A 15,666-nucleotide genomic window follows, 5' to 3' on the forward strand; every position below is an offset into this window, starting at 1 on the left:
GTCTGCCACTCCAGCGGGCAAGTTGCCCGCGGTCTCTGCTCACTCCAGGATATTGTCGCGCACCACCAAATCCGGTGACGTGTCCTCGGTCCCGATCCCGGTCAGATGATTCCCGCTCACCGTATTGCCGGTGATGGTCCCCGCGCAACCTTCCGCCACGAAAATGCCGTGCTGGGCGTTCATCGTGCAGGTGTTTGAGGTGACCTCCGGTTTAAATCCTTTGCCGAAGACCGTGATGCCATGACCGCCATTGGCAGAACTCTTGTTGTCGCTCAACCGCAAAACTCCATCCGCAGCGCCTGTGGCAAAGATGCCAAACAGCTTGTTTTTTTCGACGATATTGGCTTCCGCCACACTGTCATTCGACGCTCCGTCAAACACCAGACCCGCCTCCTTGCACTCGCGCAATGTCGACCCGCGAATGCTGCCCAAGGCACCGTTCAAAACGGAAATGCCCACCAGATTGTTTTCACAAGTCGCGCCTTGAACCGTGATCGAAACCCCGTCCCCATCCGCAGCAAGACCCGCTTCCACGTTGCCTTTCGCCACCGTGCCATCACCAAAAGTGGCCGAGGCTGCATCCACCACAATCGCGCCGGAACCGCCGTTGCCCTCAAATACACACTGCGCAAACGTCGGTGCCGTGCCGATGAATCGCACCGCCGCTCCGCTGCCGCCGTTCTTGCGCAACTCACAACCCGTCACCTGCGCCGTGGCACCGCTCTCCAGCACCAGCCCATGACCCACGTTGTTGCGGAACACACATTTTTTTAGCTCCACCTGCCCGGTGCCAGTCACGACCACTCCGTCGCCCACGCCCTTCTCTACGGTGCAGTCGCTCAACACCACACTGCTCGCTTTCAGATAAACGACCGGCCAGGTTTTCTCATCGGACACCTCCAACCCGGTATGCTGAAACACCAAACCGCTGATGCTGACATCGCGACACCCTTCCGCCAACAGTGCAGGGCCACTCTCGCCATCCGCCTGCACAATCACCTTGCCAGCGGTGGCCGCCTTCAGTTTCACGCCATTCTGGAGGCGCACCTGCTCATCGTAAATTCCGTCGGGTATGGAGATCGTCTCGCCCGGCTTGGCCGTTCTTATGGCGTTTTGAATGGTGGTGAAAACAGGCGCAGCGGGCGCTGGCTCGGGCTCGGGCACCGGGTCCGGCGTTGGTTTCGGCGGTGTGGGCACGTCAGGCTTGGTTTCCACCATCGGTTTCGGATCAACTGGAACCGGAACTGGCTCTGGGTCAGGGGTTGGCTCAGGCTCAGGCGTCGGTTGGGGATCTTCCTCCACCTTCTTCGGCAGATCCTTGACCACCTCCTGCTTGCCTTTGAAAAACGGGGTGTTGTGATAAATCCACCATCCCGAGGCTCCCAGCGCCCCCACCGCAAGCATCAACATCACCAAAGCCACCCACAACCAAACCATCCCACTGCCACCTTGGGCTTCGTTCTCGACGGAGGGAGTTTTCGACTTCGTTTCCGCTTCAGTCGGTTTAGCAGCAACAACTTCTTTCGGAACCGGTGGAGGTGCGATCACTGGCTGAGATACGGATCCCGCTTCCACCTCCTTCGGCAACGCTGGCGGACGACGCGCCACTGGCATCGTTCCCACCACGGCCTCAAGCCCCAGCAGCGCCGCGATCTCCCCCGCATCCGCCGGACGCTTGGCCGGATCTTTATCCAAACACGCCAGCAACGTCTCCTCCCAAATCGGCGGGATCACCTCCAAATCCGTCAGTCCAAACTCCGCCCGCCGCTCTGTTGCACTCACCGCCGCTTCATGGCGCAATTGAAGCCCAATGTTGCCACTGTGAAACGGGGGTTTGCCCGTCAGCAATTCATAGATCGTGCTCGCAAAAGCATACAAATCATCGGTAATCTCCGGCTTGCGACCATCCGCCTGCTGCGGACTCATATAGGCAAGCGTTCCCGTCGAATTGCCCACCGCCAGCGTCGCGCGGTTGATCGCATCCGTGATGCTTCGTGCGATCCCAAAATCGGTCACCTTCAAATCCCCGGCGCGATCCACCATCAAGTTCGCCGGCTTCAGATCCCGATGAATCACCCCCACGCTGTGATGCGCATAACCCAACGCCGCCAACAGCTGCGCCACCCATTTTTCGATCTCGCGAACTTCAAAAATCCGCTTCGGCTGCTTCGCACGCAAACCCGCCAGACTCTCCCCGTCAATGAATTCCATGCTAATCGCCGCATTCTCCTCATCCAAGAGGAAATCATACGTCTTCACGATGTGCGGATGCCCCAAAAGCAAACCCTTGCGCGTCTCGTCCTTTAGCTCCTCCACCGCCACTTCGTCATAGCGGATCAACTGCGGTGCAAACTTCAACGCCACCTCGCGCTTGAGCCGCTCATCCAGCGCCAGCCAGACCACACCCATCCCGCCGCGACCCAGCAACTTTTGCAGCATGAACCGGTCAAACACCCGGTCACCCTTCTGGTGGCCCCGCATGGTGGGGCCAAAATCGATGTCGTCGAGATTGATGGGAGGCACTTCGTCAGCCATGACAGGAACAGCCCCGCATTGTCGGAGAAACCCGTCCGAATGCAAACAACCGTTGCAATGGATCACTCCGGCTGAAGGCGAAGGCCAACCCCAGCCTTTGTCAGGCGTCACGATCTGCAAAAAAATTCACGCACATTTGCACGATTCTAGTATGCTGGACCCGTCATGAGCGACACCACCAGGACTCCAGGGGCCAACGATCCCAATTTTGTCACCAAATGGGACGTCGTGAACCGCGCCAAAGGCGGCGGGCACGATCGCGACTCCGCCAGCGCCCTCGAAGAGCTCTGCCGCATCTACCGCCACCCGCTCTACGTCGCCCTGCGCTTCAAACATCAATACAGTCACCACGACGCCGAAGACCTCGCGCAAACCTTCATCGCCTGGCTCATCCACGGCGGTTACCTCACCCGCGCCGACCCCGAAAAAGGCCGCTTCCGCTCCTTCCTCCTCAGCTATCTCGACAACTTTGTCGCCAATCACCGTCGTAAAATTCACGCTCAAAAACGCGGTGCCGGTGCCATCCACGTCCCTGCGGATTTCCCCACCGAAACCAACGGCTTCGGCGTCGTCCCCAAGGACGAAAACACTCCAGACCGCGAATTCGACCGCGCCTGGACACTCGCCACCTTCCGCGAAGCCCTCGACCGGCTCCGCGCCAAATTCGCCGAAGAAGGCAAATCTGAAGAATTCGACATCCTCCAGGAGTTCCTGCTGCGTAAACGAGACAAGGGCGACAGCTACGCCGATGCCGCCGCCCGCCTCGGCATCAACGAAGTCGCCATGCGCCAGCGCGTCTCCCGTTTTGGCCGCAAATTCCGTCAAACGCTGGAAGACATCATCCGTCCCATGGTCGCCGAAAACGAACTGGATGACGAAATGAGTTACCTCTGGCGCTGCTTCGAAAAATAGACCTGCTTCGCTTCCAACCAAATTCATGTTCGCTCCAAGGATCAACGCCCTCCCCCGGCGTTTGCTCCCCGCACTCGCGGGTCTGTGGCTGACGACCGCCGCTGCCACCGCTTCTCAGGTCGAAGCGACCGCGCCCGCTCCCATCACCATCGATCAACTCCGTGATGTCCAGCAACGCGTCCAGACCGCGCTCAAGTCCGCCGAAAAGACGCTCGTTTCCATCGAATGCGGCACCGGCACCGCCAGCGGCGTCATCGTCAGTCCCGACGGACTCGTGCTCACCGCCGCCCATGTCACCACCGAAGTCGGCAAAAAATACAAAGTCACTTTGCCGAACGGACGCAATGTCGAAGGCACCTCCCTCGGTCTCGACACCGCCACCGACGCCGCCATGCTGCAACTCCCGGCCCCCGCCAAGGAGTGGCCCTACGCCAGCATCGATCGCGAAACCCACCGCCTCAAACCCGGTGCCTGGTGCTTCGCCATCGGCCATCCCGGCGGCTACAACAAATCCCGCGGTCACGTCCTGCGCATCGGCCGACTCGTCAAAATTTCCGCCAACATGATCCAAAGCGACTGCGTCCTGATGGCCGGCGATTCCGGCGGACCGCTGTTCAATCTCGACGGCGAAATCATCGGCATCCACAGCCAGATCTGGCAGGGTCGCGAACAAAATCTCCACGTCGGCATGTCCCCCTTCCTGCGTTCTTGGGACGCCATGAAACGCGGCGAAACCATCCGCGTCTGGGCCCAGGGCAGTGGTGGCTGGATCGGCCTCGGCAACGTTGCCAAACCCGACGGACTCGTCATTCAGGAAGTGGTCGCCAACTCCCCCGCCGCCCTCGCCCAGCTGCAAACCGGCGACCGCATCCTCACCATCAACAACCAGCCGGTCACCGTCCCTGCCGACTTCTCCACCGCGATCCGACGCCGCGCCGCCGGGGAAATCGTCACCCTGCAGATCCAACGCGACGGCCAGTTGCGAACCGTCGACATCAAACTGCAACCCCGACCGGAGCCTTGAACTGATGGCCCATAAAAAACTCATCTCTGCCCTCGCGTTTTTTTCGGTGGCGCTCATCGCGCTGCCGGTTGCAGCCGATGTGCTTCCACCCCAGCAACGCACCAACGGCAGCGCCACCCTCCAGCCCCTTGAACCCCTGCGCCAAAGCGCCAGCTCCAGCCGCGTCGCCATCGGCCAATCCCGCGACGCCACCCTCAGCGGCGTGTTCGTCGCCGAGGACGGCTACATCCTCACCAAAGCCAGCGAAGCCGAACAGTTCAAACCGTGGAAAATCTTCTTGGAAGACGGCACCGACCTCGACGCCCGCCTGGTCAAACGCGATCAAAAGCTCGATCTCCTCCTCCTCAAAATCGAACGCCAGGGCTTGAAAGCCATCGAGTGGAGCCAGACCATCGCCACCCAGGCCGGCGACTGGCTTTGCTCCCTCACCGATAGCGGCCGCCAGATCCGCCTCGGCGTCCTCAGCGCCAAAAGCCGCAACATTCCCGACTCCGGCGTCGTCCTCGGCGTGTTGATGGGACCCAACGAAGACGAAGATGGTGTCCTTATTGAAGAAGTCGCCGAAGACAGCCCCGCCCAGCTCGCTGGATTGAAGCCCGCCGACCTCGTCATCTCCATCGACGGCGAACCCGTCACCACCAACAAGATGCTCAATCAAATGGTCAACTCCCGCCTCGCTGGCGACGTCGTCAAACTGCGTTACCTGCGCGAAGGCAATCCCGGTGAATGTGAAGTCCGCCTCGCCAGCCGCAGCCGCGTGATGATGAACTGGGGTGGCGAAGATTTTGCCAACGGCGGCACCTCCGTCCGCACCGACAATTTCCCTAAGATCCTTCAACACGAAATCCCCCTCCAGCCCGCCGACATGGGCAGCGCCCTCTACAATCTCGACGGCCAGGCCATCGGCCTCAACATCGCCCGCGTCGACCGCGTCACCACCTACGCCCTACCCGCCGACCTGTTCAGCGAGGACCTGCAAAGTTGGATAAAGGAAGACCGGGAACGGGAGTTGCCAGTGGGCAGTAGGCAGTAGGCAGTCGTCTGCGATTACATTTGCACGGGCCAGCAAAAAGGACCGCGAAGTTTTACTTCGCATCAACGCTACACCTTGGCATTTTACCCCCGCCTCCCAATTCCGACTGCCCACTCCCATGTCCTCAATCGCCCGCAAAAATCTCGTTAAAAAACTCGCTCCAAAATCGCTGGCCATCCTCCACGCCAACGACGTCTACCCCACCAACGCTGACGGCACCCTGCCCTTCATTCAAAACAGTGACCTCTTCTACCTCACCGGCATCGACCAGGAAGAAACCATCCTCATCCTCGCCCCTGACGCGCCCGACAAGAAACTCCGCGAACTGCTTTTCCTGCGCGAGACGAACGAGCACATCGCCATTTGGGAGGGGGAGCGCCTCAGCAAGGAGGAAGCCTCGCGCATCAGCGGCATCCCGATGGAAAACATCCACTGGCTCGACCAGTTCGACCGTCATTATCACGCCCTCATCCGTCAGGCCGATCACGTCTATCTCAACACCAACGAACACGCCCGTGCTGTGGTCGAAGTCGAAACCCGCGACACCCGCTTCATCCGCCGCTGCCAGCGCGAATACCCCCTTCACCGCTACGAACGCCTCGCCCCGCTTCTGCAATCCCTGCGCATCATCAAAAGTGTTGCCGAAATCGCGGTGATCAAACAAGCCATCGCCGTCACCGAATCCGCCTTTCGCCGAGTTCTGAATTTCGTCAAACCGGGTGTCATGGAAAACGAAGTCGAAGCCGAGATCATCCACGAATTCATCCGCAGCGGTGCCCAGGGACACGCCTTTTCCCCGATCATCGCCAGCGGCAAAAACGCCTGCGTGCTCCACTACGTGCAAAACAATCGACGTTGCGAAGCCGACACCCTTTTGCTCCTCGATTTCGGTGCACGATTTGGAGGCTACAATGCCGACCTCACCCGCACCATTCCCGTCAGCGGTCGCTTTACCAAACGTCAACGCGAAGTCTACAATGCCGTTCTGACCGTCCATCGCGCCGCCAGAAAACTTCTCAAACCCGGCGTGCTCCTGCGCGAATACCAGGAACAGGTTGGCCTCGCCATGCAGGAGGAACTCATCAAACTAAAACTCCTCGACCGCGCCGCCGTCAAAAAACAGGACAAGGACAAGCCCCTCTACAAAAAATATTTCATGCACGGCACCAGTCATCATCTTGGCCTTGATGTCCACGATGTTGGCGACCCCATGCAACGCGTCGCCCCCGGCATGGTGTTCACTATCGAGCCCGGCATCTACATCCGCGAAGAAGGCCTCGGCATCCGTCTGGAAAACGACGTCCTCATCACCAAAACTGGCAACGCCGACCTCATGCCCACCATCCCCATCGATCCCGACGAGATCGAATCGCTCATGCAAACCACCAAAGTCCGTCGCTGATATCCTTGGATCTCGAAACTCTGGCAAAAAGCCTGGAACCCCGACAGTCAGTTAGCATGGATAAATTGGCAATTCTACTTTTTGCCAAACAGGGTTGTCTTTTCATCAAAATCTTGCACGATGAATCATTAAATCGGCCCCTGCCGATGATTTCACGATTTTCCTCGTATGAAAAACAGCCCAGCCTCCCTACTCCGCCTGCTCTGTCTTCCGCTCGTCTGCGTCGGACTCGCCGCCGCTCCTGCAGTCGACCTCAAGAACCTGCGCCCCGACAGCACCGAGGCCATCGGTGGAAAATTCGCTGACAAAAAAGCCGAAGGAACCCTGCGCGTGCTCATCGTCGGAGCTGGCAGTTCCCACAACTTCCCCAAATATTTCATCGGCACGGACTCCGAGACCCTCAACGCCCAGCCCGGTCTGGAGACGGCCGCCACCCTGAACGCAGCTGAAGCTCTCGCTTTGCTCCCCTCCGCTGACGTGCTGGTCTTCAGCGGAAATGATGGATCTTTCGGATCGCTCACCTTCCAGAAAGCTCTCAACGAATTTGCCGATGCTGGCAAAGGAATCGTCCTCGTGCATGCTGCCGCATGGTCACACCCTTGGACAGGCTACAACCAAAGATTCGTCGCCGGTGCCTCGAGAGGCCACGGCTATGGCGAATTTGAAGTCACCGTCAAACAAGCAGAACATCCCGTCATGCAAGGCGTGCCAGCCTCCTTCAAAATCACCGACGAGAGCTACCACCATGAATTCCTGCCCGGTGCGCAAGTTGAAATCCTCGCTGAAAATGCCCCCGACGACAAAACTCGAAAACCCCACGCCAGCGTCTGGGTCGTCAAGGATCCAAAAACCCGGATCGTCTGCATCACCCACGGCCATGCCGAGGAAGCACACGCCAATCCCGCCTATCAAACGATCCTGACAAACGCCGTCCGCTGGGTCGCTGGGCGCTGAACCTGCGAGCCTGGGTCACTGAGGCAATTGATCCCGCGCCTGCGGCCCGGCCATTCCACCATGCTGGTTGCCATGGACGTCGCGGAGAGGCAGATCTTGTGCCCGGCTGGAATCAACAAAAACACCACGTCACATCACGATGGTGTGCCATCCGAAGATTGCTTTTCCTGGCCATCAATGATCGACTGCATGGAGTCCGAATTTGTTCATGCACGTCAAAATTTGTCTTCTCGTCATTGCATCGCTGCTGTCTGTCCCGCCAGCGGTGGAGGAGAGATTCCGTTTCGAGCGTCCACTTATGGGCACGCGTTTCATCGTGGTCGTTTATGCGAATGATCAAACCGTTGCCGCAAACGCCGCCAACACCGCTTTTGAACTGGCCGAAAATCTGAACGCCGTCGTCTCCGACTACCTTCCCGACAGCGAACTCGCGTCGCTCACCTCAAAACCCATCGACACCCCCATTTCCCTTTCACCGTTGCTCTACGGCTTGCTCGATCATTCACGCCGCATCGCCGAAGCCACCGACGGAGCCTTCGATCCGACCCTGGGTTCCCTCACCAAACTCTGGCGCGAGACCCGCGACCATCGCTGCCTGCCCGATCCCGAAAGACTTAGAACGGCCCAAGCCAGCGTCGGATGGCGTCACTTCTCCCTCGATCCAACCACCCGCACCATCACCCTGCACCGGCAAAACATGGCTTTTGATCTTGGCGGCATGGCAAAAGGTTATGCCGCCGACCTCATGCTCGGATCCCTCGCCTCAAACGGCATCACCAAAGCCATGATCGCCGCCGGGGGCGACATCCGACTCGGCGATCCACCACCAGGTCGCGCAGGCTGGCGCGTGGCCTTGCAGACCTTCGACCTCGCTCGTCACGATGAAGTCGTTACGCTTTCGAATGCCGCCGTTTCCACCTCCGGCGACCTTCATCAATCCGTAGAAATCGACGGCATCCGCTACTCCCACATTCTCGATCCCCACACCGGTCTCGGCCTGACCCGGCGGATCGCCGCCATCGCGATCGCCGACGAAGCGAAACTCAGTGATCCCTTCGCCACCGCCGCCAGCGTGCTTGGGCCGGACGCTGGCGAAAAGCTGCGGACTTTCCCCGGACTGCGCGAACTCAAATGGCGAACTCCGCAAGATTCCCTCACCCAAACCCTTAAAAATACTCCACGCAACTCGCGATCCACTCCATGAAAAGCAACCGCAGAAACTTCCTTCAACATTCCCTCCTGGGCACCACCGGTTTGGGCTTGGGCATGAGCATCGCCTCCACCACCGAAGTGACCGCCGCTGCGGTGCCTGGTGCTGCCGAACTCGAGATCAACGAACAAGTCGATGTGCTGGTGGTCGGCGGCGGGACGGCGGGAACCATTGCCGCCATCCAGGCCGGTCGCGCCGGGGCGAGCGTTTTGCTGGTGGAGCGACACAGTCAACTTGGCGGCACGATGACCACGGGAGGCGTCGCTTTTCCGGGACTTTTCGATGCCTGGGGCAAACAGGTCATCGCCGGCATCGGCTGGGAGCTGGTCAAAGAAAGCGTGGAACTCGATCAGGGCACGTTTCCGGATTTCGCGAAAGTCCCGCAGCGTCACTGGCACAATCAGGTTTTCACCAACCAGTTCCTCTACGCCATCCTGTCCGAGGAGAAGTGCGAAAAAGCGGGCGTCAAAATCGCCTATTACGAATTCCCACAATCAGTTACCAAAACCGACAGCGGCTGGCAGGTCGATTGCGTCGGCTTCGGCACCAAACGTCGGGTGAACTGCAAACAAATCATCGACTGCACCGGCGGCGCTGAAGTCGTCGGACTGCTGGGACTGCCGCGCTTGAAGGAGGAAGAACGCCAGCCCGGCTCCTACCTTTACATGAGAGGCGAAGCTCACGAGCCGGGGCGGAATCAGATTCACCGGCTCTACGTCCACGGCGCCGATTCCACCAACTCCCGCACCGTCACCCACGCCAATCTCACCGGACGGAAAACCATCCTCGCCGAGTTGCGTGAAAAAGGCGGCAGGCTCATGCACCTGCAACCAGAAACCGGCTTCCGCGAAAGCTATCGCATCGAAGGCGAAACGATCGTGACCGTCAACGACTACCGCTCCGGTAAAAAGTTCGATGACGCCATCTGCTACGCTTTCTATCCGGTCGATCTCCACACCAAAACCGGCGTGAAACCCGAGCCTCTCAAACCCGGCACCATCGCCACTGTTCCGTTGCGCGCTCTGATCCCCAAGGGCAGCCGCAATCTCATGGTCGCCGGACGTAGTGTCAGCAGCGACCGCCTGGCGAACTCCGGATTGCGCGTTCAAGCCCCATGCATGGGCATGGGTCAGGCCGCCGGTGCCGCCGCCACCCTCGCGGCAAAGTCGGGAACGACTCCGCTGGAAGTGCCGCTCAAGGACATTCACGACCTGCTTCGCACCCACGGTGCGATCATCCCCGGCGATGTCTAAATACAGCTCAAAGCCCCAGCTCGGCACGCTGCGTCGGCGCGTCGTTTCATTGCTCACCGCCCTGACTTTTCTGGTCCTCGCGGTGACGGGAGTAATCGCCTTCATCCAGCCTTTTTCCATTGGAATCATCGGACTGCACGCACTGATGGGCTTTATCTTCATCGGGCTAATCGCGCTCCACATCCTCAACAATAGCCGCCCGCTGAAAAGCTACCTGCACAGCCGGGCATTGTGGGTCACCCTCGCCGTCACCGTTGTCCTCACCCTGCTTTTCTGGCTACAACCTCCGCCCGTGAAAACCGTGCTCGGCTGGAGCGGCAACCTCGGTCCGGCGATGGAGCGCTTCGAAATGAACGAAGACGAGATGGTTTTCGATTACCGCCCTTCTCCAGAATACAAAATGCGGCTTACCGTCAAAACCGGTCCCTCCTATCACACCAACCCGCCGCCGCAGGTCGCGATCTGGCTGGAGAACCAGGGCGGATATCACATCAAAACCCTTCTCGCACCCGCCAACAATACTGGCGAACTCCCTTACTGGGCCTTCAAACATGCAGGCTGGGAAAAAGCGAAGCGCGACGCCGAGAAACTCGGCGAGATCGATGCCGTTTCATCCCCGACTCCAAACGGCTCCTTCGACCCTGCCGATTACGTCCTCCCCGCCGCTGCGAAAGACTCCACTCCCTACAGTTTGCTATTAGAAATCAACCAGCCAGGGGACAATCAGCCCTCCCTCGTCCATACCGTCGAAATCGACAACCGTCTGCCTCGAACCTTTCAACTGCTGGAACTGCGAGGTTATCCCAAACGTGAAGCCGATGGTGAAAAGGAAACCTGGGGACTTTATTTCGTCGATGAGTCATTCACCTCTGCCCTCGACCTTATCGACAGCGCCCTGCTGACCATCCAGCGTAGGATCAGTTCTGAACAAGCAATCGATTAGCCCACGCATTCTCCCTCGCGATTCATTGCCAAAACACGTAGTTCCGCGCGCAGCGCTGTGGACTGCTGCGGCCTGCCGCCGCCGTTCCCCAACCGGCCTGCCGGTTTGTTCCCCCGCAGCGCAGCAGGCTGCTCCCTCGACAGCGGCGGCAAGCCGCAGCACTCCAGGACGACTGCGTGTAAGCCACGCCATGCTTGGGTTCACTCAGGGTCCACTTTTTTCTTCTGCTTTAGCAACCAACCAAAGGGAGCCCACATCTGCCGGAAATACCCATCTGGCATCGGCTCACAAATCCCAAAATTCTCGGGGTAGCGGCCTTTCGGCATGTAATAAGTGCCAAAAATGATGTCCCACACCGGCAATAATCCGGCAAAATTTTTGTCCCATGCCTCACGTTCCCTCGAATGATGCCAGCGGTGAAATACCGGCGAAGCCAGCACGCTGCGAAACGGCCCCAGATCCCAGTTCACATTCGCGTGAATAAAGATCGAATAAAAAGTCAGCACCGGCGCCGTGCTCAACGTCACCAACGGATCATACCCCATCAACAACACCGGCGTCACCTGCGCCAGTTTGTTGATCAGATCATTCACCGGATGCACCCTCAAGCTCGCCAGCCAGTCCAGATCCTCCGAACTGTGATGCACTGCATGAAACGGCCACCACCGTCCGCGATGGAAAAGCCGATGGATCCAGTAAGACGCGAAATCGACCAGCAGATAAATCTGGATCGCCTGCAACCAGCCCGGCTGGCGGCTTAAAGGACCAAAGCCGTCATAAGTTCCCAGCTTCAACACATCGACTGAAGTTACCCCGGAAATAATCAAGATGCTTAGCGGGACAATGAGCATCAGCCGCACCAGAGGTTTGGTCGCAAGGATCGTCATGAACCAATACACCACATCCGTTTTCCAGCCCCTTCTCCACAAGGGTTGCACGCGATTTCGACCACGCCCCAGCACCCGCTCAATCAAAAAAAAGATCGCAAAGAAAATCAGCAGCACGACCAGCACACCAACAAAAGTTTGATCCGGTTTCATAAGGGCGTCCGATTACTTCACTTCACTCCACTCCCCTCCAAAACCCGTCTCCACTCTAAAAGTTCCTTCGATTTTACAATTCTCGCAATCCAATTGATTGATGGAACGCCGAACTGGAATAGTATTAGCTGTTTTTATCGAACCAAAAATCAAGCCGACTCCGCCATGAAAGCCGTCTCCAAAGAGATCTACAACCGGATCGACAACGATTTGTATAATGCTCCGGAAGATCCGTGGTGGTCTGGAAATAGCGCACTGTCCCTGTTGAAGACAACCGTCAATCCGCTGCGCGTTGGCTATTTCAAGCGCAAGCTGTTTCAAGAGATGAACATCGATCCCACGGGGAAAACCGCGTTGGAAGTGGGTTCTGGCGGCGGCATTCTTACGGAGGAGATCGCCGGGATGGGGTTTATCACCACAGGCATTGATCCATCAGAAAACTCTGTGGCGGTTGCTCGCGACCATGCCCAACAAAGCGGTCTGGACATTCGCTACGACGTTGGCAGCGGCGAAGCCCTTCCTTATGCGGACGCCTCATTTGACGTGGTGTTTTGCTGCGACGTGCTGGAACATGTCACCGACCTGCCCAAGGTGATTGAGGAAATCACCCGCGTGTTGAAGCCCGGCGGCGTGTTCGCCTTCGACACCATCAACCGCACCTTCGTCAGCAAACTGGTCGCCATCAAAATCTGGCAGGAATGGAAACGCTGGGCCTTCATGCCCGCCAATCTCCACGTTTGGGAAATGTTCATCAAACCCGCCGAGCTAAAAGCAGTGATGGAAGCAAAAGGACTCACAGTGAAAGAATTTCGAGGTTCGAAACCTTCGGCGTCCATTCCGACCATGCTCAAATACCTGCGCAAACGAGCCAAGGGCGAATGGACCTTCAAACAACTAAGCGAAAAATTCCTGCTAATCGAAGACAAGGACATGAACATCCTCTACATGGGCCTGTCCGTGAAGCCGTAGCCCTACTTATGCAGAGTCACCCTGCATCCGAGTCACTTCGGCCTGATAAGCTTGGATCAGGTCAACCAGCTGGGATTGAAACGTGTCCTGGGCGGAAAAAAGATCACCCACTTGTTTGGCAAACTCTTTCTGTTTAAGTTCATCTCCCACCGTGAGCATCATCTCAGCGAGACGCTCCAATGTGGCACGGGAATGGAAATCCATGTCTTTCAACAGGGTGAGCACCTTGACCGATCCTTCCAGACCCGCAGGGGCTGATTGGGGAGCTTCTGAGGCGGTGGCGTTCTCATCGACCTCACCGGGAGCCGTTGTCTCAGCCTCGTCGCTGTGATGCTTTTTTTCCTTTTCCTGGCTTACTTTTTTGTCGTGGGCGGCGTTACGAGGATCTGACATAAATTTTTCTAGATGAGGCGCGTGAGCCTTAGGTTTTTTGAAAACAAGCGCGTGGTTGCAGCCTGCCTTTTCTTTGACTCTGACTCTGCTGGATCGCGCACCGGATCAATAACGGCCTCGTTTATCGGCACCTTCCGCCTCATAGCTTCTCGTAAACCTCCGTCGTTTCCTCCAGATCTCCCATGTCGCTGCCCGTTTCACAAGCCTCGATCCATGCCCGCACAAGAATCTTGCTGGTGTCGCTGCAAGCCTGTAACCCGTAGGAATAAGGTCGAATTCCGGAAACGTGCGGAAAGGCGATGTCGAAGAGGCGGGGATGCGGCTCCCCTTTTTCATCAATGATCCGATAGCTGCTGTCGATGGCCAGCCCGCCAATCTGATAGCCCGTCCGATTTCCATCTCGAACAATGAGCTCCTTTTTCTCCTGCTTGATTTCGTCTGCCTCTTGCGGATCAGCAAACTCCGCCACTGCCAGGCTCACCAATCCGCCCTCCACCAAACTCGGAAACGGATAATCCTCCAACCCCAACTCTTTCTGCCCGCTGCTATCAATGAACAATCGATACTCCGCCGTGCTTTTTTCTCCTTCCTCTGATTCAATCTCAATCGAAGTTTTTCCCTTTGCCTCCTGCTTTTTTGGCACCGAAACCTTGCCTGACACCATCTCAATTTTGCCCGCATCGCGCAACGCCAGAATGATATCTCCAGAAGGCAGCGGCATGGCGGCGATCACATTCATCTGGAATGGCATCAGTTGCGATTGAAGCAACAGATGATCCTCCGCCGGCAACAATTCGGCGTGGAAGTTGAGGGTATACATGAGGTCATCAATCACCTCCTTCCAATGGATGGGCCGATGCTGAAGAACCGATTCCCGGGCCTCAACCATCTCGATCCGCATGCCTTCAAATGCATCCGAGTATTCATGCTTGTCGGACATCTTTTCGATGAACTCCTTCAACCCAAATTCGGCCCGCTGTAGATCTTTCACCACCTCAGGAAGTTCGTCCTTTTCAAACGCCTCCATCAACGCAGGCCGGCAGACCGTGTCAAAATATCGACCAATCCTCAGATACCCATCATCATCGACCAGGCCCAACATCTCGTCCCGATTGGTATGACGGTAGATCTCACGAAACGGCTCCTCCTGATCAAATTGAAGGTGAGGCAACGTCCCGTTGGAGGAATGCAAGACCACCTTAAAATGCTCCGCGTCAGGATGGGGTCGATAACTCAACTTGCCCGATTTCTTGACGAACTCCCCATGCCGATGAGCCAGTGAAGAAACCACATCAAATGCGCTCAACGACGCGCCCAATATTCCCACCGGGAAATCATGAAAAGCATTCTCTTCAGGGAACAGTTTGAAGATCGGCCACGGTGAAGCATAAAACCCTTGCTCGGGACGATCCTTACCAATCCAGCGATGGCCCGTCGCAATGATCACTTGGTCAGCTTCATGAGCTACTCCTGATTTCGTCACCACTCTTACCCTGCCGACCTCAGGCAGATCCTGAATATCGGTCACCTCACACCCGGAGTGCTTCCTGATCGTCATGCCACTTTGAGTCATGCGATCAAGAATTCCCCGATACTGATCACAAAGATAACCGCCCAAAGCCAGCCGACTATAAACCTCGCTGTCACTAATCTCGTCTTTGTTGATCCCCCATCCCTCCAGCATCTCCCGGGGCTGCAACCTCAACCAATCCGCAAAGCTGATTTCCAACGGCGGAATTTCTTCCGATGAAATGTTCGAGAGGTTGTGGCGCTCGGTCGTCTCCGGACTGTAAGGCATCCCAATTCCCATCACCTTGCTTTTCTCAAAGATGGAAATGACCTCAAAGTGCTCCTTAAAAAAATCCTTCTCATCCAACAGATGTTTGAGCAGGTAAATGGATGAAGGCCCGCTGCCAATGATTGCGATGTGCCGTCGTGATTTCATAAACTGGCGGCCGGGAAATAAGATCGCCCCATGCCAAGTCAGAATACGCAGTT

The 15,666-nt window shown here is 57.4% G+C and carries 13 protein-coding genes; 9 read left to right on the forward strand and 4 right to left on the reverse strand.

All coding sequences use genetic code 11. The annotated features are described in order from the left end of the window. Positions 1-39: 39 nt before the first annotated feature. Positions 40-2,535: a protein kinase domain-containing protein gene (locus tag FEM03_RS06545; RefSeq protein ID WP_138085388.1), complete on the reverse strand. Its 2,496-nt coding sequence runs from the start codon at positions 2,533-2,535 to the stop codon at positions 40-42. 165 nt (positions 2,536-2,700) lie between these two features. Between FEM03_RS06545 and FEM03_RS06550 the strand changes: the two genes are divergently transcribed. The 8 genes from FEM03_RS06550 (at position 2,701) to FEM03_RS06585 (ending at position 11,266) form a co-directional block, all read left to right on the forward strand. Next, entirely contained in the window at positions 2,701-3,447 is a 747-nt protein-coding gene (locus FEM03_RS06550) for an RNA polymerase sigma factor (RefSeq protein ID WP_138085389.1), read from the forward strand. A 25-nt stretch (positions 3,448-3,472) separates the two neighbouring features. Next, complete coding sequence (locus FEM03_RS06555; RefSeq protein ID WP_138085390.1) at positions 3,473-4,471, forward strand: S1C family serine protease; 999 nt, start codon at positions 3,473-3,475, stop codon at positions 4,469-4,471. A gap of 4 nt (positions 4,472-4,475) precedes the next feature. After that, a complete protein-coding gene (locus FEM03_RS06560) occupies positions 4,476-5,504 on the forward strand; it encodes a S1C family serine protease (protein WP_138085391.1) in 1,029 nt (342 codons plus the stop codon). Positions 5,505-5,622: 118 nt separating this feature from the next. Then, positions 5,623-6,906 (forward strand): aminopeptidase P N-terminal domain-containing protein, encoded by a 1,284-nt coding sequence (locus tag FEM03_RS06565; RefSeq protein ID WP_138085392.1) that lies wholly within the window; start codon positions 5,623-5,625, stop codon positions 6,904-6,906. Positions 6,907-7,074: 168 nt separating this feature from the next. Then, the gene (locus tag FEM03_RS06570) at positions 7,075-7,860 is read left to right on the forward strand and encodes a ThuA domain-containing protein (RefSeq protein ID WP_138085393.1); all 786 of its coding nucleotides are present in this window, start codon (positions 7,075-7,077) and stop codon (positions 7,858-7,860) included. A gap of 208 nt (positions 7,861-8,068) precedes the next feature. Next, the gene (locus FEM03_RS06575; protein ID WP_138085394.1) at positions 8,069-9,064 is read left to right on the forward strand and encodes an FAD:protein FMN transferase; all 996 of its coding nucleotides are present in this window, start codon (positions 8,069-8,071) and stop codon (positions 9,062-9,064) included. After that, positions 9,061-10,323, forward strand: coding sequence for an FAD-dependent oxidoreductase (locus tag FEM03_RS06580; RefSeq protein WP_138085395.1), 1,263 nt, complete (start codon positions 9,061-9,063; stop codon positions 10,321-10,323). Before FEM03_RS06575 ends, FEM03_RS06580 begins: the two co-directional genes overlap by 4 nt. Then, a complete protein-coding gene (locus tag FEM03_RS06585) occupies positions 10,316-11,266 on the forward strand; it encodes a hypothetical protein (protein ID WP_138085396.1) in 951 nt (316 codons plus the stop codon). The genes FEM03_RS06580 and FEM03_RS06585 overlap by 8 nt, the downstream gene beginning before the upstream one ends. A gap of 200 nt (positions 11,267-11,466) precedes the next feature. Here the strand turns inward: FEM03_RS06585 and FEM03_RS06590 are convergent, their stop codons facing one another. Further along, positions 11,467-12,306 (reverse strand): sterol desaturase family protein, encoded by an 840-nt coding sequence (locus FEM03_RS06590; protein ID WP_138085397.1) that lies wholly within the window; start codon positions 12,304-12,306, stop codon positions 11,467-11,469. Positions 12,307-12,471: 165 nt separating this feature from the next. Here FEM03_RS06590 and ubiG point away from each other — a divergent pair, with 165 nt between their 5' ends. After that, positions 12,472-13,275 carry a bifunctional 2-polyprenyl-6-hydroxyphenol methylase/3-demethylubiquinol 3-O-methyltransferase UbiG gene (gene ubiG, locus FEM03_RS06595; RefSeq protein WP_138085398.1) on the forward strand — a complete coding sequence of 268 codons (804 nt, stop codon included), beginning with the start codon at positions 12,472-12,474 and terminating at the stop codon, positions 13,273-13,275. A 6-nt stretch (positions 13,276-13,281) separates the two neighbouring features. Here the strand turns inward: ubiG and FEM03_RS06600 are convergent, their stop codons facing one another. Both FEM03_RS06600 and FEM03_RS06605 read right to left on the reverse strand, forming a co-directional pair. Then, on the reverse strand, positions 13,282-13,668 hold the full coding sequence (locus FEM03_RS06600) for a hypothetical protein (protein WP_138085399.1): 387 nt from the start codon (positions 13,666-13,668) through the stop codon (positions 13,282-13,284). 139 nt (positions 13,669-13,807) lie between these two features. Next, positions 13,808-15,613 (reverse strand): FAD/NAD(P)-binding protein, encoded by a 1,806-nt coding sequence (locus tag FEM03_RS06605; protein WP_138085400.1) that lies wholly within the window; start codon positions 15,611-15,613, stop codon positions 13,808-13,810. Positions 15,614-15,666 lie beyond the last annotated feature (53 nt).

The sequence above is a fragment of the Phragmitibacter flavus genome (assembly GCF_005780165.1).
Classification (GTDB): domain Bacteria; phylum Verrucomicrobiota; class Verrucomicrobiia; order Verrucomicrobiales; family Verrucomicrobiaceae; genus Phragmitibacter; species Phragmitibacter flavus.